We start from the raw sequence: 21,132 nt of genomic DNA, 5'->3' as shown, positions 1-21,132 counted from the left end.
GGGGCCAGTGTGCCACGCGACCAGAGCACCGCCCACCAACGAGAGCGCCGCCCCATTTCGAGAGCACTGCTCTTGTTTCGGAGCGCCGATCCGTGCACACTGTTCTCAAGCGAGAGCAGTGCTCTCCCAAATGCCCCGGAGGCCACCATGAACGCGCCCAAGCCGTACTACGTCCAGGCCGGCCCGCTCGGCACCCGCTTCAACGCCCTCATCGGCAAGCTGGCCCGCTCGGGCATGAGCCTGGCCGGCACCGCCGAGCTGTCGGTGCGCGGCCGCACCTCCGGCACGATGCAGCGGATCCCGGTGAACCCCTACCTCCATGACGGCACCCGGTACCTGGTCTCCGCCCGCGGCCACTCCCAGTGGGTCCGCAACATGCGCGCCGCGGGCGGCGGCGAACTCCGGTTGGGCCGCACCGTGCAGACCTTCACCGTCACCGAACTCAGCGACCCGGCGGAGCAGGCCGTCATCCTGCGCGGCTACCTGAAGAAGTGGGGCTGGGAGGTCAACCGGTTCTTCAACGGAGTCACCGCGAAGTCCTCCGATACCGACCTCCGCGCCGCCGCCCCCGACCACCCGGTCTTCCGCATCACCCTCACCCCATGACCCACCCGCCGGCCCGCCCAGGCGATCCGCGCGCGCCCTCGAGCCAGGCCCCGGCCCCGAGAACGAGGCGGCGGCTCCGCCGGTGGACCCGGCGAGACCGCCACACTGCAGTACTTCGGTGCCACCGCTCCTCAGCGGGAGCGGCGACTCCAGCCCGGGGCGCGCCCCGGGTCACGCCCCGGGCTCACCCCTTGGCCCCGCCCTGAGATCCGTCCTGCTCCCCGGACTTGGACCCGGTTCCAGAGCCGGACCCGGCCCCGGCACCGGCACCGGAAGCCGAACCGACCTCCGCCCCACCGCCGGCCCCACCGCCGGCCTCAGCGCCGGCCTCAGCGCCGGCCCCGCCCCGGCCCCGCGCCTGCCGCGCGTCCAGCACGTGCAGCGCCTTGCGCGCCAGCGGGTACGTACGCACCATCTCCGCCAGCGTCAGCGACCCCCGCGCGATCCGCGCGAAGGCCAGCCAGGCCGGCCGGAAGCCGGTGATCGCCGCGTGCAGCAGGCCCGGCTTGGCCTCGAAGAGTTCCAGCATCCGCTTGCCGACGCCCATCTCCACACCCAGCCCCGCCTTGACGGCGAAGGCGTAGTTGAGGGCCTGGCGGCGCGCGTCCACCGCGTCCTGCGCCTCGGAGATCTTCACGGCCCACTCCCCCGCGAGCCGCCCCGAGCGGAGCGCGAAGGAGATGCCCTCCCGGGTCCACGGCTCCAGCAGTCCGGCCGCGTCGCCCGCTACCAGGACCCGCCCGCGCGAAAGCGGCGATCCGGGCTTGCGGCAGCGGGTCAAGTGCCCGGAGGAGACCGCCGGTTCGAAGCCGGACAGGCCCAGCCGGGCGATGAAGTCGTCCAGGTACCGCTTGGTCGCGGCGCCCTCGCCCTTCGCCGAGATGACCCCGACGGTGAGGGTGTCGCCCTTGGGGAAGACCCAGCCGTAGCTGCCGGGCAGCGGCCCCCAGTCGATGAGGACCCGGCCCTTCCAGTCCGCGGCGACGGTCTCCGGGACGGGGATCTCCGCTTCCAGGCCGAGGTCGACCTGGTCCATCTCGACGCCGACGTGCGCACCGATCCGGCTCGCGCTGCCGTCCGCGCCGACCACGGCCCGGGCCAGTACGGTCTCGCCGTCACCGAGGACCACCGCGACGGTCCGCCGGTCCGGCACGGACGCCCCGTGCTGTTCCACCCGCGCGACGGCCGTACCCGTACGGACCGTGGCCCCGGCCTTCTCCGCCTCGGCGACCAGCGCCGCGTCGAACTCGGGCCGGTTGATCAGCCCGAACAACATCTGCTTCGAGCGCCGGGTCCGGGCGAACTTCCCGTCCAGCGAGAAGGTGACCGCGTGGACGCGGTCCTTGAAGGGCAGCACGAAACCCGGCGGGAGCGCATCGCGCGAGGGGCCGATGATGCCTCCGCCACAGGTCTTGTACCGGGGCAGTTCCGCCTTCTCCAACAGCAGAACGCGCCGCCCCGCGGCGGCCGCCGCGTGCGCGGCCGATGATCCGGCCGGCCCGGCCCCGACCACGACCACGTCCCACACCTCGCCGGTCTCCCCGGCCGTCTGCGCGTCCGCCCCCTGAGCGGTCTGTCCTGCCGCCGCGTCGCGTACGTCGCCGCTGTCGCTCTCGTCGCTGCTCACGATGTGCTGCTGCTCCTGATCATGCGGTTCATGCCGTTGCTCCGATGCCGGGGAAATCCTACGGCGCGAGATCGACTGCCCCGTTGTGCGAGGATCGGAAGAGTCTTTTGCCGTAGCCCGCATACGCACACCCCGCGCATGCGGGTCGCGTATACGTAACCCGTACACGTACACGTACACGTACCCCAACGTCGCACCCAAGAGGAGCGTGCCCATGCCGTCTCAGTCGATCGCCGAGACCGTCGCCTCGCTGATGCCCCGCGCCAAGCAGGAGCTGTCCGAGCTGGTGGCTTTCCAGTCGGTGGCGGACTGGGCCCAGTTCCCGCAGAGCGAGAGCCAGGCGGCCGCGAACTGGGTGGCCGACGCGCTGCGCGCCGAGGGCTTCCAGGACGTGGCGCTGCTCGACACCCCCGACGGCACCCAGTCGGTGTACGGGTTCCTGCCCGGTCCGGCGGACGCGCCGACCGTCCTGCTGTACGCGCACTACGACGTGCAGCCCCCGCTGGACGACGCGGCCTGGATCTCCCCCGCCTTCGAGCTGACCGAGCGGGACGGCCGCTGGTACGGCCGCGGCAGCGCCGACTGCAAGGGCGGATTCATCCTGCACCTGCTCGCGCTGCGCGCCCTGAAGGCCAACGGCGGCGTCCCGGTGAACGTGAAGGTGATCGTCGAGGGCTCCGAGGAGCAGGGCACCGGCGGTCTCCAGCAGTACGCGACGGCGCACCCCGAACTGCTGGCCGCCGATGCCATCGTGATCGGCGACGCGGGCAACTTCCGTACGGGCCTGCCGACGGTCACCGCGACCCTGCGCGGCATGTGCCTGCTCAAGGTCAAGATCGACACCCTGGGCGGCAACCTGCACTCCGGCATGTTCGGCGGGGCCGCCCCCGACGCGATGGCCGCCCTGATCCAGCTCCTCGCCTCGCTGCGCGCGCCCGACGGTTCGACCACAGTGGACGGGCTGGCCTCGGACGCGGTGTGGGAGGGGCTGCAGTACCCGGAGGCCGACTTCCGTTCCGACGCGAAGGTGCTCGACGGGGTCGAGCTCATCGGCGAGGGCACGATCGCGGACCGGCTGTGGTCCCGGCCGGCCGTCACCGTGCTCGCCATCGACTCCCCGCCGGTGGTCGGCGCCACCCCCTCGGTGCACGCGAGCGCGGGCGCGCTGGTGAGCCTGCGGGTGCCGCCGGGCACGGACACCGCCGAGGCGATCAAGCTGCTGGAGGCGCACCTGGTGGCGCACACCCCGTGGAAGGCGCACCTGGAGCTCGAAGTCGTCGGCCAGGGGCAGCCGTTCCAGGCGGACACGGCCAGCCCCGCCTACGCCTCGATGGCGCAGGCCATGCAGGAGGCCTACCCGGGCCAGGAGATGCAGATCAGCGGCATGGGCGGTTCCATCCCCCTGTGCAACACGCTGACCGAGCTGTACCCGGACGCGGAGATGCTGCTCATCGGCCTGAGCGAGCCGGAGGCGCAGATCCACGCGGTGAACGAGAGCGTCTCCCCGCAGGAGCTGGAGCGCCTGTCGGTGACGGAGGCGCTGTTCCTCCTCAACTACGCGGAGTCCAAGCGCGCCTGACGGCGTCGCGGGCGGTTCCCCGGCGCTCCGCTACTGGCGAACCACGCTACCGGCGCAATCTCCGCCGATGGCGTGGCTCGCCCCCGTACGTTCGAGTGATGGATCTCGTAGAAATCATCCGCGGCCGCCTCCACATGCTCCGCTTCCCCATCGGCCAGGCCTACCTCTGGCGCGACGGTGAGGCCCTGACCCTGATCGACGCGGGCCACGCCGGTTCGGCGGACGCGATCGAAGGGGCGATACGTTCCCTCGGGCTGCTGCCGGAGCGGCTGGAGCGCGTCGTCGTGACCCACTGCCATGGCGACCACTTCGGCTCGGCGGGCGAGCTCTCCGCTCGCTGGGGCGCCCCCGTACTGGCGCACACGCTGGACGCCCCGGTGATCCGCGGCGACCGGCCGGTGCCGGATCCGGTGTTGCTGGACTGGGAACTTCCGCTGTGGGAACACGCCATGACGGCTCCTCAGGCCCCTGCGACCCCGGTGGAGCAGGAGTTGACGGACGGGGAGGTACTCCCCTTCGGCGGCGGGGCGGTCGTCGTCCATGCTCCGGGTCACACTCCGGGCAGCATCGGCATCCATCTCCCCGCACACGACGTGCTGTTCACGGGTGACTGCGTCGCCGGTGTCGGCCAGGTGATGCTCGGCGTCTTCAACGTGGACCGCACCCGGGCCGTCGAGTCGATGCTCCGGCTCGCCGCGCTGGCCCCGTCGGTGGCCTGCTTCGGCCACGGCGACCCCCTCACGTCGGACACCGCGGCCACCCTCCTCGCGGCGGCGGAGACGGCGGCGAAAGCGGAAGCCGGGTCGGAAGCCGGGGCAACAGCCGCCGCTCAGGCTCCGCCGACCCCGACGGGCTGACGCGGACCGTGGCGCCGGGGCCGGGCCCGCCCCGGCCCCACGCGCCCCACGTCCCCCGCCCCCACGCCCGCCGACCCAGGCCCCGGACCCCAGCCCCCGCCCGCCCGCCCGGCCGCTACGGGACCGCCCGCCCCGCCTCCAAGTACGCCGCCCGTCCCCGTTCGCGTGCCCGCAGGGCCCACCGGAGCCGCTCGTACCGCACCTGCGGCAGCAGGTCCGCCGCTTCCCCCTCCGTCACGAACCGCCAGGCCCGCAGTTCCGGCCCGGGCAGCCGCAGCCGCCCGGTCTGCGCCGCCGACAGCCGGCCCCCGTCGAACAGCAGCCGCAGCCCGCCGTAGCCCGCCGGAGGCTCCGGCGGCTCCCAGTCCACGACCAGGAGCTCCGGGAGGGCCTCCAGTACGAGGCCGAGTTCCTCCTCCACCTCCCGCACCCCCGCGCACGCCGGTGCCTCCCCGGCCTCGACGACCCCGCCGGGGAACTCCCACCCCGGCTTGTACGTTGGGTCGACCAGCAGCACCCGGTCCGCGTCGTCGAAGAGCAGCACCCCGGCCGCGACCGTCTCGCGCGTCGGCTGCGGGGTCTGCACGATGTCGCAGACCCGGGCCGCGTCGGTGCGTACGGCCTCGGCGATCCGCTCGGCCGTCTCCCGTACGGTCAGGGCCCCGTTGTCGATGACGTGCGCGTCGGCCGCCAGCCAGCCCAGCGCGTGCCGGTAGGCCGGCATGTGGTCGTAGCACCACTGCCGCACCCGCAGGTCCACGTCCGCGGGCGCCCCGGGCTCCTCACGGGTCGCGATCCGCTCACGCAGGATCGTTTCCTCCGGGGCCAGCAACACATGTCGCACCGCGATCCTGCGCGCCGCGAGCCCGCCGAAGATCTCGTCGCGGTACTCCTGCCGCAGCAGCGTCATCGGGACGACCAGCACCCCGCCCAGCTCCGCCAGCATGGCCGCCGCCGTGTCCACCACGAGCCGCCGCCAGCTCGGCAGGTCCTGGTAGTCGGTCACCTCCGCGAGGCGTTTGCGCGGCAGCAGCACGCGGAGCGCGTCGCCGATGAACTCCGGGTCGAACAAGGTGCTCTCCGGCAGGAGGCCGGTCAGCTCGCGCGCTGTGCTGCTCTTGCCGGCGCCGAACGTGCCGTTGATCCAGACGATCACGTCTACCCCTCTCCCGATGCCCCCAGTGGCTTGCCCGCACCACCCTGCCACGGAAACCCCGGCGCCCCGCCGAGTGCTTATCCTCAAGGTCAGGGGCCCGTCCGCAACGCCGGGCCCGCACCGTCCCCACACCCAGCCCTCCCGGAGGTCCGACACCGTGCCGCACACCCGCCGCCCGTCCGAACCCCGCTACGGCAACCGGCCGACCATGAAGGACGTGGCGGCCCGGGCCGGCGTGGGCCTCAAGACGGTGTCACGCGTGGTCAACGGGGAGCCCGGGGTCACCCCGGACACCGAGCAGCGGGTCCAGGAGGCCATCGACGCGCTCGGTTTCCGCCGCAACGACAGCGCGCGCGTGCTGCGCAAGGGCCGCACCGCCACCGTCGGCCTGGTCCTGGAGGACCTCTCCGACCCCTTCTACGGGCCGCTCAACCGGGCCGTGGAAGAGGTGGCCCGCGCCCACGGCGCCCTGCTCATCAACGGCTCCAGCGCCGAGGACCCCGACCGCGAGCGGGAACTGGCGCTCGCGCTGTGCGCCCGCCGGGTGGACGGCCTCATCGTGATCCCGGCCGGGGACGACCACCGCTATCTGGAGCCGGAGATCCGGGCCGGGGTGGCCACGGTGTTCGTGGACCGCCCGGCGGGCCGGATCGACGCGGACGTCGTCCTGTCCGACAGCTTCGGCGGCGCCCGGGCCGGTGTGGCCCACCTGATCGCCGGCGGCCACCGCCGGATCGGCTTCATCGGCGACCAGCCGCACATCCACACGGCGACCGAGCGGCTACGGGGCTACCGCGCGGCCATGGCCGACGCCGGCCTGCCGGTCGCCACCTCCTGGGTCTCCCTGGGGACGACGGCCCCGGAACGCGTCTCGGCCGCGGCCCGCTCGATGCTGTCGGGCCCGGAGCCGGTGACGGCCCTCTTCGCCGGCAACAACCGCGTGACGGTCACGGCCGTACGCGTCCTCGCGTCCCTGCCCCGCCCGGTGGCCCTGGTCGGCTTCGACGACTTCGAACTCGCCGACCTGCTGAACCCCGGCATCACGGTCATCGCCCAGGACGCCGCGGCGCTGGGCCGCGTGGCCACGGACCGCCTCTTCCAACGCCTCTCGGGCGCCGACCTCCCCCCGTCCCGCATCGAACTCCCCACCCGCCTGATCCCCCGCGGTTCGGGCGAGATCCCGCCGGTCACCGGATGAGACCGCGCAGCACGGGCACCGCGGCCCCGGCCGCGGTCAGTCCGGCGAGCACCGAGAGCGCGGCGACGGTCCCCCCGAGGTAGGTGAGCACCCCCGCCGCGAGGCCGGTCAGGACGGCGCCCAGCAGGACGACCGCCGTGTGCAGGGAAAGGAACGGACCGTGGTCCGACGGGTCTTGATGTGTGGTCATGGTCCGATTCCAGCGGACCGGGGGCCCGAACCCGCACGGGCCGAACGGATCCGCCGGCCTCTCGATCACTGCCGGACCGGCGAACACTTCCGCCGGTGTCCGGCACCGTTCCGACAAGTCCGGGACCGTTCGGCGGATCACGCTCTAACCTGATGGCCCGAACGGTCCGGGGGGCACGGGTGGGCACGGTACAGAACGGCTTCGACGAGGAACTGAGCCGCCTCGCGGGCGACTTGCGGGAACTGCGGATCGAGCGCGGCAATCCCGCCTATCGGAAACTGGAGGCCCGGGCGTCGAAGTCCGGGGCCGGGATCCGGCTCCCGGTGGCCACGCAGAGCGACGCGTTCCGGGGGAAGCGGCTGCTGAGCCTCGACACCCTGATGGCGCTGGTGCGGATCCTGTACTCCTACGACGAGTTCGGGCAGGAGACCGTTGTCCCACCGCACAGCTCCCCCCAGTTGGAGCCCTGGCGGAGCCGCTGGCGGGCCCTGGCCTCCCTCCAGCCGACGGCGCCCGACCGCGCGAGGGCCGTACCCGCGCTCGCCCCCGGGGACGCGAAGGCCGTGCCCGGGGACGCGCCCGGCTCCTGGCCCGCCAAGGCCGTGCCCGCGCCCGGCTCCTGGCTGGTGGCTCCCGCGCCGCCGTACACGCCGACCGGTGGGAGCGGGTTCTCCGTCGCCCACCGGCTGACCGTGCGCGAGTACCCGAACCACGGCGCGGTGTTCTCCCCCGACGGACGGATGCTCGCGACCGTCGGCGGTGGGGACGTGCACCTGTGGGATCCCGTCCGCGGCCGGCTCGTGGGCGAGATCGGCCCCGAGGAGCACATCGTCGCGGTGACCTTCTCGCCGGACGGCCGGACCCTGGCGACGGGCGACGACCAGGGTGCGGGAAGGCTGTGGGACCTGTCGGACCTCACGCCCGTGGGCCCGGCCCTTCTCGGCCACGAAGCGGCCGTCGGCGTGCTGGCCTTCTCGCCCGACGGCCGCGTGCTCGTCACCGCCGCCGACGACGAGAGCGTGCGGCCCTGGAACACCGCCACCGGGGAACCGGACGGGGCCCCGTACATCGGGCACTTCGGGGAGGTCCGGGCGTTGGTCTTCCTCCCCGGCGGTGATCTGCTGGCCGGGATCAAGGGAAGGCACGTCCTGCGGCTGTGGGACCCCGTCGCGGGAGCGAGCGTCGGGGAGCCCATGCCCGGGCACGAAAACGAGGTGATGGCCTTCTCGCCGGACGGGAGACTGCTCGCCACGGTGGGCCTCGACGGGACCCGGCTGTGGGACACCTCCACCGGTGCCGCCCTCGGCGGGCCGCTGGTGGTACCGGACGGTTCGACCCTCGGAGCGGCTTTCTCCCCGGACGGCAGGCTGCTGGCGACGGCCTGCGACGACGGCACCGTACGCCTGTGGGACACCGCCACGGGCAGTCCGGTCGGCGACCCACTGGCCGGGTCCGACATGGCGCTCCACGACGTCGCCTTCTCGTCCGACGGCCGGATGCTGGCCGCCTGCGGCGAGCGGGACACCGTGGTGGTCTACCACCGGAACCCGGTCACCACCGGGTCCGTGCCTTCCCTCGGAGCGCGGTCCGCGGCCGCGATGCTGCGCCAGGGGCACGCCCTCGCCCTGCCCCCCGTGTCGAGCGGGACCGGGAAGCCACTGGGCCGACTCGCCTTCTCCCCGGACGGCTCCCGGCTCCTCGTCCAGACGGCCGACCGGAGGATCCTGACCTGGGATCCGGAGACCCGGACCCGGTTGCAGGAGGTTCTGACGCTGCCTCTCGGCGGCCCGTGGGGACTGGAGTTCCCCGATGACGGCGGCCCTGCTGCCCTGTGGAGCCGGGAAGCACCCCGGACCGCGCCCCTGCGCGCCCCGGTGTCGCTCCTGCCGCACGTGTCGTTCAGCGCGGACGGCCGGCTGGTGGCCACGGTCCGCGCGGGCGGCCTGTCGCTCCTCCCTACGGCCGTCGACCCCACGGACGTGGTCACCGAGGGACCCGACCCGGTGTCGGCCCCCTTCGCGGTGGCCTTCTCTCCCGAAGGCCGCACCCTGGTCGCCGCGCACGACACGATGGTGACGCGGTGGGACCTGACCCAACGGGACCCGGCCGGCCGGGACCTGGAAACCCACGGGCCCAAGCTCGGCGCCATGGCCCTCTCCCCTTCCGGCCGGCTGCTGGCCATAGGCGATCTCGTCGGGACCCTCCAGCTGTGGGACCACGCCACCCAGCGACCGCCCAACCAGCGACTCGTCGCGCATGCCGCGCGGGTCTACGACCTGGCCTTCTCCCCCAACGGGAGACTGCTCGCCAGCGCCGGTGCGGACGGTGTCGTCAAGGTGCTGGACACCCGCACCCGCGGGTTTGCCGTCCATCCGCCCCTGACCGGACACTCCGGCGCCGTCCGAGGCGTCGCCTTCTCCCCGGACGGGAGCCTTCTGGCCACCTCCGGGGAGGACGGCACCCTGCGGTTCTGGGTGCTGCCGGAGCCGGACACGCGCGGGGCCCGGCCCAAGTAGCCCGGGCCGGGCCCCGCGTGGCGTTCAGCCTCAGGCGGTCGCCGTCAGCGTCGCCGAGCGGCGCGGGATGGCGAAGGCGTCGAGTTCCGCGCGGGTCAGGCCGGTCAGGGCGGTGACCTCGTCGGCGCCGACGGCGCCGCAGTCCAGGCCGCGGACCAGGTAGCCGGCCAGGGCCTTCGCGGTGGCGGGCTCGTCCATGACGTCGCCCTCGATCTTGGCGACGTACGCCTTCAGGCGCGCGGCGGCCGTCTCGAGGCCCTCGCGGTAGAAGACGAAGACGGCCGCGTAGCGGGTCGGCAGGTGCGCCGGGTGCATGTCCCAGCCCTGGTAGTAGGCACGGGCCAGGGCGCGGCGGGTGAGGCCGTAGTGCAGCTTCCAGGCCTCGTGGACGTGCTCGGTGGTGCCGATCGGCAGGACGTTGGTCGAGCCGTCGGAGACGCGCACGCCGGTGCCGGCGGCCGCGACCTGCATGATCGCCTTGGCGTGGTCGGCGGCCGGGTGGTCGCTCGACTGGTACGCGGCCGAGACGCCGACACAGGCGCTGTAGTCGAAGGTGCCGTAGTGCAGGCCGGTGGCGCGGCCCTTGGAGGCCTCGATCATCCGGGCGACCGCGGCGGTGCCGTCGGAGGCCAGGATGGACTGGCTGGTCTCGATCTGGATCTCGAAGCCGATCCGGCCCGGGCGCAGACCGCGGGCGGTCTCGAAGGCCTCCAGCAGCTGCACGAAGGCCGTGACCTGCTCGGGGTACGTGACCTTGGGCAGGGTCAGGACCAGGCCCTCGGGCAGGCCGCCGTGCGCGAGCAGGCCCGAGAGGAAGATGTCGGTGGTCCGGATGCCGCGGTCGCGGACGTTGGACTCCATGCACTTCATCCGGATGCCCATGTACGGGGCGTTCGTACCGTTGGAGAAGGCTTCGGCGACGAGGCGGGCGGCGCGGGCCGCGGCCTGGTCCTCCTCCTCGTCGGAGCGGACGCCGAAGCCGTCCTCGAAGTCGACGCGCAGGTCCTCGATGGGCTCGGAGGCCAGCTTGGCGCGGACGCGGTCGTAGACCGGTACGGCCAGCTCGTCGGAGATGCCGAGTACCTTCGCGAAGGTGGCGGCGTCCGGGGCGTGCTCGTCGAGGGCCGCGAGGGCCTGGTCGCCCCAGGTACGGATGGTGTCCGCGGCGAAGACGTCACCGGGCACGTAGACCGTGTGGATGGGCTGACGGGTGCCGGGGTCGCCCGGGTAGTGGCGCGCGAGTTCCGCGTCCACCGGCTTGAGGGAAGCGCTGATGCCCTCGCTGACCGCGCCTGCGAGGCTCGTCGCCACCTTCTCCTGCTGACCCATCGTGCACTCTCCTCTTTTCCGCTTCACGGAATCTTAGATCCGCATTACAGAATTTAGTCACGGGGTTCCGCTCCGTCAATGGTCCCCCCGCCGTCCTGGACAAACGACTCGGGGCCGTGCGGTGAGAAACACCACACGGCCCCGGAGACCACTTACCCGCAGGTCAGCGCCTGCGGCAGGGTTTTAGCCCTTGCGCGCCTTGATCTCGTCGGTCAGCTGGGGGACGACCGCGAAGAGGTCGCCGACCACGCCGTAGTCGACGAGGTCGAAGATCGGGGCCTCGGCGTCCTTGTTGATCGCGACGATCGTCTTGGAGGTCTGCATGCCCGCGCGGTGCTGGATCGCGCCCGAGATGCCGGAGGCGATGTACAGCTGCGGGGAGACCGACTTGCCGGTCTGGCCGACCTGGTTGGAGTGCGGGTACCAGCCGGCGTCCACGGCGGCGCGCGAGGCGCCGACGGCCGCACCGAGGGAGTCCGCGAGGGCCTCGATGATGTGGAAGTTCTCGGCACCGTTGACGCCTCGGCCGCCGGAGACCACGATCGCGGCCTCGGTCAGCTCGGGGCGGCCGGTCGACTCGCGCGGGGTGCGGGAGGTGACCTTGGTGCCGGTGGCCAGGGCGCCGAAGGTGACGGCGAGCGCCTCGACGGCGCCGGCGGCCGGGGCGGCCTCGACCGGGGCCGAGTTCGGCTTCACGGTGATGACCGGGGTGCCCTTGGAGACGCGGGACTTGGTGCTGAAGGACGCGGCGAACGCGGCCTGCGTCGCGACCGGGCCCTCGTCACCCGCCTCCAGGTCGGTGGCGTCGGTGATGATGCCGGAGCCGATGCGAACGGCCAGGCGGGCGCCGATCTCCTTGTTCTCCGCGGAGGAGGGGAGCAGTACGGCCGCCGGGGACACGGCGTCGTACGCGGCCTGGAGCGCGTCCACCTTCGGTACGACGAGGTAGTCGGAGAACTCCGGGGCGTCGGCGGCGAGGACCTTGACGGCGCCGTGCTCGGCGAGCACGGCGGCGGTGGCCTCGGCGCCGTTGCCGAGGGCGACGGCGACGGGCTCGCCGATGCGGCGGGCCAGCGTCAGCAGTTCGAGGGTGGGCTTGCGGACGGCGCCGTCGACGTGGTCGACGTAGACGAGGACTTCAGCCATGGGGATGCTCCTGCGAATGCGAAGTAGTCAGGGGGACTGTCGAGGGATGACCGAAGCTCTTAGATGAACTTCTGGCCGGCCAGGAACTCGGCCAGCGACTTGCCGCCCTCGCCCTCGTCCTTGACGATCGTGCCGGCGGTGCGGGCCGGGCGCTGGGTCGCGGAGTCGACCGCGGTCCAGGAGCCTTCGAGACCGACCTCGTCGGACTCGATCTCCAGCTCCTCCAGGTCCCAGGACTCCACCGGCTTCTTCTTGGCGGCCATGATGCCCTTGAAGGACGGGTAGCGGGCCTCGCCCGACTGGTCCGTCACCGAGACGAGCGCCGGGAGGGAGGCCTCCAGCTGCTCGCTCGCGGAGTCGCCGTCGCGACGGCCCGTGACGACACCGTCCTCGACCTTGACCTCGGAGAGCAGGGTGACCTGCGGGACGCCCAGGCGCTCGGCCAGGATCGCCGGGAGGACACCCATGGTGCCGTCCGTCGAGGCCATGCCGGTGATGACCAGGTCGTAACCGGCCTTCTCGATCGCCTTGGCGAGCACCAGCGAGGTGGCCATGACGTCGCTGCCGTGCAGGTCGTCGTCCTCGACGTGGATGGCCTTGTCGGCACCCATCGACAGCGCCTTGCGCAGCGCGTCCTTCGCATCCTCGGGGCCCACCGTCAGGACGGTGATCTCCGCGTCGTCGGCCTCGTCGGCGATCTGCAGCGCCTGCTCGACGGCGTACTCGTCGAGCTCCGACAGCAGGCCGTCGACGTCGTCACGGTTGACGGTCAGGTCTTCGGTGAACTGCCGGTCGCCAGTGGCGTCGGGCACGTACTTCACACAGACAACGATCCTCAGGCTCACGCCGGCTCTCCTACCGCATCGACATTTCTGGTACCGCCTTGTTCAGGCAGCATAGGCGCCATCTCGGGCCGTTCCCGCCGGGGCGGCCCGCGCCCCGTCAGGAATGTTACTCGTCAGTACACAGCGGGTGCCGCCAGGTTGCAAGGCCGGTGAACTGTGATCTGGCCAACGCCGGCGGAACCGGCCCCAGCAGGGACGATTCAGTCCCGCAACGCGTTGAAGCGCCCCTGGTGGTACAGCAGCGGACGGCCCTCGCCGCCCGGATCTCCCACGGGGTCCCCCGCCGGGTCCCCGGCGACCGCCTCCGCGATGATCACCCGGTGCTCGCCGGCCGGAACCCGCGCCACGACCCGGCACACCAGCCAGGCCAGGACTCCGCCCAGGACCGGCACCCCGTGCGGGCCGGGCGCCCAGTCGGTGGCGGACCCGAAGCGGTCGGCACCGTTGCGGGCGAACAGGCCGGCCAACTCCCCCTGGTGCTCGCCGAGTATGTGGACCCCGAGGTGCTCGGAGTCCCGTATCGCGGGCCAGCTGGAGGACCCGGTGCCGATGGTGAACGACAGCAGCGGAGGGTCGGCGGAGACCGAGTTGAGCGAGGTCGCGGTGAAACCCACCGGCCGGCCACCGCTCTCGGCAGTGATCACGGCGACGCCCGCGGCGTGCCGGCGGAACACCGAGCGCAACAGCGCCGGCGAGCCGGGCAGGCCTGCGCCGGCCCGTGGGGACGGAGCTGTCGGAGCCGTCATCAGGAGGTGCCCCGTCCGTAAAGCAGGAGTTCATACCGCATATCGCAAGCCTGGCGATCTCTCGTGTACACAGTCAAGCCTCAACGGGCAGATGTAGGGCGCGTCACGCTGCGTGCGGACGCGTGTACCGGCTCATGGGACGCCCGCATCACGGACCGCAGCAGGGCCCGCGCCACGGTCCGCGCCATCCGGTCCGCGTCATACGGCGGCGCCCAGGGCGGCGATCACGTCCGACTTGCGCGGCATGCCGGCGGCCCGCCGGACGATCCGGCCGGCCGCGTCCAGGACCAGTACCGTCGGGGTCTTCTCGATGCCGAGGATCCGTACGAGGTCCAGGTTCTTCTCGGCGTCGATCTCGATGTGCCGGACCCCCGCGACCATGGCCGCGACCTCGTCCAGGATCCGCCGGGTGGCCCGGCAGGGCTGGCAGAAGGCGCTCGAGAACTGCACGAGCGTCGCCCGCTCCCCCGGCTCGGCACCCAGTTCGGCGACGCCCAGCCGGCCCGCGCCCCGATCCGCACCCGCACCCGCACCCGCACCCGTGCCTTCGTCCCGCTCGCCTGCGCGCACCCGCGCTCCCGTCTCCGCCGTCGCCCGACCCGTACGGGCACTTTCCCTCATCCCGGTACGTTCTTCCGTTGATCGGAGCGCCCGGCGGGCGCTCCGCATTCCCGGCGTGACGAGAATCTCGCCGGGCACGGGCGTCTGGGCTGGCCTGCGGCTCCCGTATGGGGCACGATCCCCCATGGCCGCGTACCTACGCTGCCGTAACTTCGGGCCGGGAGCACCTCCAGGCAGAAAGCGGGGTCTCCCCACCATGGCTGAGCTCGTCTACCCCCCGGTTGTCGGTGCCGCGCACGCCCTCTTCCGCGCGCTCGACGTCCGCATCGACATGAAGGGCACCGAGAACATCCCGCGCCAGGGCGGGGCCGTTCTGGTGTCGAACCACATCGGCTACCTCGACTTCATCTTCGCCGGGCTGACCGCGCGCCCGCAGAAGCGGCTCGTCCGCTTCATGGCGAAGGAGTCGGTGTTCCGGCACAAGGTGTCCGGTCCGCTGATGCGCGCCATGAAGCACATCCCCGTGGACCGCGCCCAGGGCGAGACGGCCTACCAGCACGCGCTCGACTCGCTGCGCTCCGGCGAGATCATCGGCGTGTTCCCGGAGGCGACGATCTCCCAGTCCTTCACGCTCAAGAGCTTCAAGTCGGGTGCGGCCCGCATGGCCCAGGAGGCCGGCGTCCCGCTGATCCCGGTGGCACTGTGGGGAACCCAGCGGATGTGGACCAAGGGCCGCCCCAAGGACCTCAAGCGCAGTCACATCCCGGTGACGATGCGGGTGGGCGAGCCGCTGGAGGCGCCCGCCGACCAGTACGCCGGGGCCATCACCCGCCGGCTGCGCGAGCGCGTGCAGGAGCTGCTGGACGCCGCCCAGGCCGCCTACCCGGCCAAGCCCAAGGGCGCCGAGGACTCCTGGTGGCTGCCCGCCCACCTCGGCGGCACCGCGCCGACCCCGGAGCAGGTCAAGGATGCCGGCTGAGGCCTGCTGAGCCTTGCGGCAGACCGCGGCCCCGCCCGATGGGCGGGGCCGCGGTCGCGCGTCGGGTGCGCGTCAGTTCGGGTTCTCCGCGTGGGAGCCGACCTCCGTGGCCGGGGCCCAGGCCCTTGGTCAGGCTCCCGCCGCACAGCGTGGAGCCCGCCCAGCCGCTCTGCGGCGGGGCGTTGCTGTTGATGTGGTCATTGATCCGCGCGGACCGGGCGTCCATCAGCTCGACGGCGGGTTCCCCTTGACCGGGAATCGCGATGCTTTCGCCCTACACCCGTATGGCGTAACCTCACAGCCCTCTGCCACGTCATCCGGGCACAGGGCGAAAGGGGCCGGAATGCCGGGGCTCGGACGGTACTTGGCCGCCGCACTGGCGGCGCGCTTCGCCTCCGAGGGCATGGGCATGGCCGTCGTGCTGCTCGCCCTCCAGCGCACCGGGAGCGCCGCCCACGGCGCCTTCGTCCTGACCGCCTGGCTGGCCCCGCACGTGCTCGCGGCTCCGCTCGCGGGCGCCGCCGCGGCCAGGTCGCGCCGGCCCCGCCTCTTCCACGTGGGCGCCCTGGCGGGTTTCACCACGGCCGTGGCGGCCCTGGCGTTCCTGCTCGGGCGGGCTCCGACGCCCGTGGTGCTCGCGGTGGCGGTACTCGGCGGCTCCTGCGGGCCGATGGTGACGGGCGGGCTGTCGAGCCTGGTGGCGGGGCTGGTCCCGCCCGGCCCCGCGCGCGACAAGGCGTACGGCTGGGACGCGTCGACCTACAACGGCGCGGCGGTGACCGCCCCGGCGGCCGTGAGCCTCGTCGCGGCCTTCGGTTCGGCCGGGCCCGCGATGGGGCTCCTGGCCGCGTCCGGCGCGCTGGCGGCGGCGCTGGCGGCGACCCTTCCGTACGGGAGTCCGCACGGAAGCCAGGAGCCGGGCCCCGGCGCGCCCCGGGTCGGGATGGGCGCCGGGCTGGCCGCCCTGTGGCGGATCCGGCAGCTGCGGGCCATCACCTCGGCCACGACCCTGGCCTTCCTGGGCCTCGGGGCGCTCACCGTCACCTCGGTCCTCCTGGCGGCCTCGCTCGGCAGCCCGGGTGGCGGCGGGGTACTGATGACCGCCTTCGCCCTGGGCGCCCTGACCGGCTCCCTGACGCTGGGCAGGATCACGACCGTCCCCCCGGGCCGGCTCGCCCGCTGGGCCATGGCGGCGACAGGGGTGGCACTGACGGTGGCCGCGTTCACCCCGTCCCTCCCGCTCGCGGCCGTGGCGTTCGCCGCGGCGGGGGTGTGCGACGGGCCGCTGCTGACGGCCACCCTGCGGATCCGCTCGGAGTTCGCACCCGACGGGACGCGGACCCAGGTGTTCACCCTCGGCGCCGGACTGAAGGTGACGGCCGCGTCCACGGGCGCCGCCCTCGTGGGGCTCGCCGCCGACGCACCGCCCTGGATCCTGGTCCTCGCGATCGCCGCCCTGCAACTGGCCGCGGCCCTGCTGCACACCGCGGTGGCGGCGCGCGGCCCGGACCGGGAGCCAGCCGTCCCCGCGGCCGCGGCCGCCGGTGGCGCGGTTGCCGACCCGGCGACGGTTGCCGCCCCGGCGGCCGCGGGGCCGTCACCCGCGGGACCGTCGACCGTGGACCCGCCGGCTACAGCCCCGTCGGCAGGTTCCGCCACAACTGCGTCCGGTCCGCTGACTCCTGGAGCACCTTGAGCGTGGCCGGGTGCGCGGCCGCGTACAGCCCGGGGTAGTCGATCTCGCCGAGCTCCGGGCGGACGGGGAAGGCGAGTCGTTCGCGGTCCAGGGTGAACTGGGCGTCCACACCCGGCTTGTTGCCCCGCGGGTCCACCCGGGACCAGCCCTCGCCGCCGGGCAGGCACAGCGCGACGAGACCGTGCAGGACGAGGTTGGTTCCGTCGTCGTCGCCCAGCAGCTGATAGCAGAGGCCGGCCGGTATGCCCCGGGCGCGCAGCAGTGCGGTCAGCGCGTGCGCCTTGGCGTAGCAGATCCCGTTGCGCGTACCGAGGACGTCTGAGGCGCGCCACGCGACGCGGTCGTCGCCGGAGTCGGCGGAGTGCGGGATGGCATCACGGACGAACTCGAAGGCCGCCTTGGCGTATGAATATGCATCGCCGGTGGTGCTCCACAGGGCGTCGGCGGTCTCTTCGACCAGCGGATGTCCGTGATCGACCGCGTCATCGGCGGCCAGATAGGCGGCAAGGTCAGTATGCTCCTGGATCAATTCCATGATCCAGGAGCATACTCATGCATGAGACTGCATGCCTATAGATAGCTGTAGGTGCCTGCCCGCAGACTTAGCGGGCCAGCTCTTCCTTGAGGGCCTGGAGGAAGCCGTCCACGTCCTCCTCCTGGGTGTCGTAGCTGCACATCCACCGGACGTCGCCCGCGATCTCGTCCCAGAAGTAGAAGCGGTACCGCTCCTGCAGCCGCCGCGAGACCTCGTGCGGGAGCCGTGCGAACACGGCGTTGGCCTGCACCGGGTAGAGGATCTCCACCCCGTCGGTCTCGCGCACTCCGGCCGCCAGCCGCTGCGCCATCGCGTTGGCGTGGCGGGCGTTGCGCAGCCACAGGTCCTTCGCGAGCAGCGCTTCGAGCTGTACCGACACGAAGCGCATCTTGGAGGCGAGCTGCATCGACATCTTGCGGATGTGCTTCATCTGCCGGACGGAGTCCGGGTTCAGCACCACGACGGCCTCGCCGGCCATCATGCCGTTCTTGGTGCCGCCGTAGGACAGCACGTCCACGCCGACCGCGTTGGTGAAGCTGCGCATCGGCACGTCGAGCGAGGCCGCGGCGTTGGCTATCCGGGCGCCGTCGAGGTGGACCTTCATGCCCTTGGCGTGCGCGTGCTCGCAGATGGCACGGACCTCGTCCACGGTGTAGACCGTGCCGAGCTCGGTGTTCTGGGTGATGGAGACGACCTGCGGCATCGCCCGGTGCTCGTCCTCCCAGCCCCAGGCCTGCCGGTCGATGAGCTCGGGGGTGAGCTTGCCGTCCGGCGTGGGGACGGTGAGCAGCTTGAGGCCCGCCATCCGCTCGGGCGCACCGCCCTCGTCGACGTTGATGTGCGCCGACTCGGCACAGATCACGGCGCCCCAGCGGTCGGTGAGCGCCTGCAGGGCGGTCACGTTGGCGCCGGTGCCGTTGAAGACCGGGTAGGCCTCGGCGTGCGGGCCGAAGTGACCGCGGAAGACCTGCTGCAGGTTCTCGGTGTACTCGTCGTCGCCGTAGGAGACCTGGTGGCCGCCGTTGGCGAGGGCGATGGCCGCGAGGATCTCCGGGTGGATTCCGGCGTAGTTGTCGCTCGCGAAGCCGCGTACCGCCGGGTCGTGGTGCCGACGGGCATCGGTCTTGGCCGCGGACTTGCGTATCGCGGTCTTCACGGCACCTGCCTTCGCGGCGCCGGTCTTCACGGTTGGGGGGTGAGCCACAGGCGCTGTCCGTTCACATCGGTGGCGGGCCGCTCCCAGACGCCGGCGATGGCCTCGGCCAGCTCCTTGACGTCGGTGAAGCCCGCGAACTTCGCAGTGGGACGCTCGGCGCGCATCGCGTCGTGCACCAATGCCTTGATCACCAGGATCGCAGCAGCGGCGCCCGGACCGTCCTCGCCACCCGCCTTGCGGAAGGAATCCGCCATCGCGAGCGTCCAGGCCTCGGCCGCCGCCTTGCCCGCGTTGTACGCGGCGTTGTTGGCGACCGGCTTGTGCGCACCGGACTGGCTGACCAGGACGTAACGTCCGCGGTCGCTACGCAGCAGCCCGTCGTGGAAGGCGAGCGAGGTGTGCTGGACGGTGCGGATGAGGAGCTTCTCCAGGAAGGCCCAGTCCGCGAGGTCGACGTCGGTGAAGGTCTTGCTGCCGCGCCAGCCGCCGACGAGGTGGACCAGGCCGTCGATGCGGCCGAACTCCTTCTCGGTCTGCTCGGCCCAGGCCTTGGTGGCCTCCAGGTCGAGCAGGTCGACGGTGTCACCGGTGATGGTGGCGCCGCCGTGGGCGTAGCGGGCGGCGTCGACCGCCTCGGCGAGGCGGGCCGCGTCGGCGTCGGACGCGACGACCACGGCTCCCGCCTCGGCGAGGCGGAGCAGGGTCGCGCGGCCGGCGGGCCCGCCGGCCCCCGCCACTGCCACTACCGCCCCGTGGAGCTTCCCGTTCCCGTTACCGGAGCCGTTCATCTGTGCTGCCTCCTGTGGGCGAGCGCTCACGCGGCGACCCGCGCGGTCTCGCGTTCCGCGGCGTTCCCTGCCGTGATGCCCTTGGTCGAGGCGATCACGCCCTTGAGCTTCTTGGCCAGGGCCTCATAGAACATGCTCAGCGGAAACTCGTCCGGAAGCACGTCGTCCACGAGTTTGCGCGGCGGCTGCGTCAGGTCCAGGGCGTCGGGACCCTTGGCCCACGTGGAGCCCGGGTGCGGGGCGAGGTACTCGGCGACCAGGTCGTACGCCTTGAACCAGTGGACCAGCTTCGGGCGGTCGATGCCGGCCCGGTAGAGGTCCTCGATCTCGGCGCACAGCTGGTTGGTGACCTGCGGGGCGCGCATCCAGTCGATCTTCAGCTTGTTGTCCGTCCAGCGCACGACGTCGTGCTTGTGGAGGTACGCGAAGAGGAGCTGGCCGCCGAGGCCGTCGTAGTTCCGGTTGCGGTCGCCGGACACCGGGAAGCGGAACATCCTGTCGAAGAGGACGGCGTACTGCACGTCGCGGCCGTGCTCGTTGCCCTCGGACTCCAGCTTCACGGCCTCCTTGAAGGCGGTGAGGTCACAGCGCAGCTCCTCCAGGCCGTACATCCAGAACGGCTGGCGCTGCTTGATCATGAAGGGGTCGAACGGCAGGTCGCCGTGGCTGTGGGTGCGGTCGTGGACCATGTCCCACAGGACGAAGGCCTTCTCGCAGCGCTCCTGGTCCTCGACCATCCGGGCGATGTCCTCGGGCAGCTCGATGCCCAGGATGTCCACCGCGGCCTCGGTGACCTTGCGGTAGCGGGCGGCCTCGCGGTCGCAGAAGATGCCGCCCCAGGTGAAGCGCTCGGGGGCCTCGCGCACCGCGATGGTCTCCGGGAAGAGCACGGCCGAGTGCGTGTCGTAGCCCGGGGTGAAGTCCTCGAAGGTGATGCCGAGGAAGAGCGGGTTGTCGTACCGGGTGCGCTCCAGCTCGGAGAGCCACTCGGGCCACACCATCTTCAGCACGACGGCTTCGAGGTTGCGGTCCGGGTTGCCGTTCTGCGTGTACATCGGGAAGACCACGAGGTGCTGGAGCCCGTCGGCGCGCTCGGCGGCCGGGGCGAAGGCCAGCAGGGAGTCGAGGAAGTCCGGCACGCCGAAGCCGCCGTCGGCCCACTTGCGCAGGTCGCCGACGAGGGCGCGGTGGTACGGGGCCGCGTGCGGGAGCAGCGGCGACAGCGCCTCGATGCCCTCGATCACGCGCTCGACCGCGGCCTGGACGGTGGCACGGGCGTGCTCGCCCTCGGCCTCGAAGTCGATGGAGCCGTCGGCCGACTGCCAGGGCCGGATCTCCTCCACGGCGGCCTTGAGCTCGGGCCACGCCGGGTGGTCGACCACCCGTACACCGGCGGTTATCACGGCACCGCCGATACCCGGCACAAGAGTTTCCGTCATGTCACTTCCTCCACAGGAGAACCTCACGTCGGCACAGCGTAAGCGGGTGAGGCTCTTCCACTCAAGAGGAGATCCGGGAAATTATCCTGCGTCACCCCCAGTTTCACCGGAAGTCTTCCCGTTCTTACGCGTGGCGGCGATCGCTTCGCCCAGGCGCGCCAAGGCCTGGCGGGCCTCGGGGAG

19 protein-coding genes are annotated in these 21,132 nt (G+C 72.4%); 7 read left to right on the top strand and 12 right to left on the bottom strand.

From position 1 onward, the window contains the following. Positions 1–147 precede the first annotated feature (147 nt). A complete protein-coding gene (locus ACIQV3_RS00305) occupies positions 148–606 on the top strand; it encodes a nitroreductase/quinone reductase family protein (protein ID WP_403708082.1) in 459 nt (152 codons plus the stop codon). A 184-nt stretch (positions 607–790) separates the two neighbouring features. Here ACIQV3_RS00305 and ACIQV3_RS00300 read toward each other — a convergent pair whose 3' ends face one another. Next, on the bottom strand, positions 791–2,233 hold the full coding sequence (locus ACIQV3_RS00300) for a geranylgeranyl reductase family protein (RefSeq protein WP_403708079.1): 1,443 nt from the start codon (positions 2,231–2,233) through the stop codon (positions 791–793). Between the two features lie 214 nt (positions 2,234–2,447). On the opposite strand from ACIQV3_RS00300, the gene ACIQV3_RS00295 reads away from it, so the two are divergent. Both ACIQV3_RS00295 and ACIQV3_RS00290 read left to right on the top strand, forming a co-directional pair. Next, the gene (locus tag ACIQV3_RS00295; RefSeq protein WP_403708076.1) at positions 2,448–3,812 is read left to right on the top strand and encodes a dipeptidase; all 1,365 of its coding nucleotides are present in this window, start codon (positions 2,448–2,450) and stop codon (positions 3,810–3,812) included. Between the two features lie 98 nt (positions 3,813–3,910). Then, on the top strand, positions 3,911–4,669 hold the full coding sequence (locus ACIQV3_RS00290) for an MBL fold metallo-hydrolase (protein WP_403708073.1): 759 nt from the start codon (positions 3,911–3,913) through the stop codon (positions 4,667–4,669). 115 nt (positions 4,670–4,784) lie between these two features. On the opposite strand, the gene ACIQV3_RS00285 is transcribed toward ACIQV3_RS00290, so the two are convergent. After that, positions 4,785–5,825 carry an NUDIX domain-containing protein gene (locus ACIQV3_RS00285; protein WP_403708070.1) on the bottom strand — a complete coding sequence of 347 codons (1,041 nt, stop codon included), beginning with the start codon at positions 5,823–5,825 and terminating at the stop codon, positions 4,785–4,787. Positions 5,826–6,033: 208 nt separating this feature from the next. Here ACIQV3_RS00285 and ACIQV3_RS00280 point away from each other — a divergent pair, with 208 nt between their 5' ends. Then, entirely contained in the window at positions 6,034–7,023 is a 990-nt protein-coding gene (locus tag ACIQV3_RS00280; RefSeq protein ID WP_403709102.1) for a LacI family DNA-binding transcriptional regulator, read from the top strand. Here ACIQV3_RS00280 and ACIQV3_RS00275 read toward each other — a convergent pair. Beyond that, on the bottom strand, positions 7,013–7,213 hold the full coding sequence (locus ACIQV3_RS00275; protein WP_403708067.1) for a hypothetical protein: 201 nt from the start codon (positions 7,211–7,213) through the stop codon (positions 7,013–7,015). The two genes, ACIQV3_RS00280 and ACIQV3_RS00275, sit on opposite strands and share 11 nt — an antisense overlap. A 179-nt stretch (positions 7,214–7,392) precedes the next feature. On the opposite strand from ACIQV3_RS00275, the gene ACIQV3_RS00270 reads away from it, so the two are divergent. Then, entirely contained in the window at positions 7,393–9,729 is a 2,337-nt protein-coding gene (locus tag ACIQV3_RS00270; RefSeq protein ID WP_403708064.1) for a WD40 repeat domain-containing protein, read from the top strand. A gap of 30 nt (positions 9,730–9,759) precedes the next feature. On the opposite strand, the gene ACIQV3_RS00265 is transcribed toward ACIQV3_RS00270, so the two are convergent. From ACIQV3_RS00265 to ACIQV3_RS00245, 5 genes are all read right to left on the bottom strand, one after another. Beyond that, on the bottom strand, positions 9,760–11,058 hold the full coding sequence (locus ACIQV3_RS00265) for a DUF6986 family protein (protein WP_250738901.1): 1,299 nt from the start codon (positions 11,056–11,058) through the stop codon (positions 9,760–9,762). A gap of 183 nt (positions 11,059–11,241) precedes the next feature. After that, the gene (locus ACIQV3_RS00260; protein WP_403708061.1) at positions 11,242–12,204 is read right to left on the bottom strand and encodes an electron transfer flavoprotein subunit alpha/FixB family protein; all 963 of its coding nucleotides are present in this window, start codon (positions 12,202–12,204) and stop codon (positions 11,242–11,244) included. Positions 12,205–12,263: 59 nt separating this feature from the next. Continuing rightward, positions 12,264–13,049: an electron transfer flavoprotein subunit beta/FixA family protein gene (locus tag ACIQV3_RS00255; RefSeq protein WP_250738898.1), complete on the bottom strand. Its 786-nt coding sequence runs from the start codon at positions 13,047–13,049 to the stop codon at positions 12,264–12,266. 200 nt (positions 13,050–13,249) lie between these two features. Beyond that, positions 13,250–13,795: a flavin reductase family protein gene (locus tag ACIQV3_RS00250; RefSeq protein WP_403708058.1), complete on the bottom strand. Its 546-nt coding sequence runs from the start codon at positions 13,793–13,795 to the stop codon at positions 13,250–13,252. Positions 13,796–13,993: 198 nt separating this feature from the next. Further along, positions 13,994–14,416: a TlpA family protein disulfide reductase gene (locus ACIQV3_RS00245; RefSeq protein ID WP_403708055.1), complete on the bottom strand. Its 423-nt coding sequence runs from the start codon at positions 14,414–14,416 to the stop codon at positions 13,994–13,996. 196 nt (positions 14,417–14,612) lie between these two features. On the opposite strand from ACIQV3_RS00245, the gene ACIQV3_RS00240 reads away from it, so the two are divergent. After that, positions 14,613–15,335: a lysophospholipid acyltransferase family protein gene (locus ACIQV3_RS00240; protein ID WP_403708052.1), complete on the top strand. Its 723-nt coding sequence runs from the start codon at positions 14,613–14,615 to the stop codon at positions 15,333–15,335. Between the two features lie 343 nt (positions 15,336–15,678). After that, complete coding sequence (locus ACIQV3_RS00235; RefSeq protein ID WP_403708049.1) at positions 15,679–17,031, top strand: MFS transporter; 1,353 nt, start codon at positions 15,679–15,681, stop codon at positions 17,029–17,031. Here ACIQV3_RS00235 and ACIQV3_RS00230 read toward each other — a convergent pair. The 4 genes from ACIQV3_RS00230 to ACIQV3_RS00215 all read right to left on the bottom strand — a co-directional run bounded on the left by ACIQV3_RS00230 (position 16,967) and on the right by ACIQV3_RS00215 (position 20,949). Further along, positions 16,967–17,566 carry a transglutaminase family protein gene (locus ACIQV3_RS00230; RefSeq protein ID WP_403708046.1) on the bottom strand — a complete coding sequence of 200 codons (600 nt, stop codon included), beginning with the start codon at positions 17,564–17,566 and terminating at the stop codon, positions 16,967–16,969. The genes ACIQV3_RS00235 and ACIQV3_RS00230 overlap by 65 nt on opposite strands. Before the next feature lie 67 nt (positions 17,567–17,633). After that, positions 17,634–18,722, bottom strand: coding sequence for a threonine aldolase family protein (locus tag ACIQV3_RS00225; protein WP_403708043.1), 1,089 nt, complete (start codon positions 18,720–18,722; stop codon positions 17,634–17,636). Positions 18,723–18,748: 26 nt separating this feature from the next. Beyond that, positions 18,749–19,510, bottom strand: coding sequence for an SDR family NAD(P)-dependent oxidoreductase (locus tag ACIQV3_RS00220; protein WP_403708040.1), 762 nt, complete (start codon positions 19,508–19,510; stop codon positions 18,749–18,751). Positions 19,511–19,536: 26 nt separating this feature from the next. Beyond that, positions 19,537–20,949, bottom strand: a complete 1,413-nt coding sequence (locus tag ACIQV3_RS00215) for a DUF6421 family protein (RefSeq protein WP_403708037.1) — start codon at positions 20,947–20,949, stop codon at positions 19,537–19,539. Positions 20,950–21,132: the final 183 nt, after the last annotated feature.

This window comes from Streptomyces sp. NPDC099050, assembly GCF_044759865.1.
Classification (GTDB): domain Bacteria; phylum Actinomycetota; class Actinomycetes; order Streptomycetales; family Streptomycetaceae; genus Streptomyces.
The sequence above is the reverse complement of the archived record's forward strand: the minus strand, read 5'-3'. Positions and strand labels throughout refer to the sequence as shown.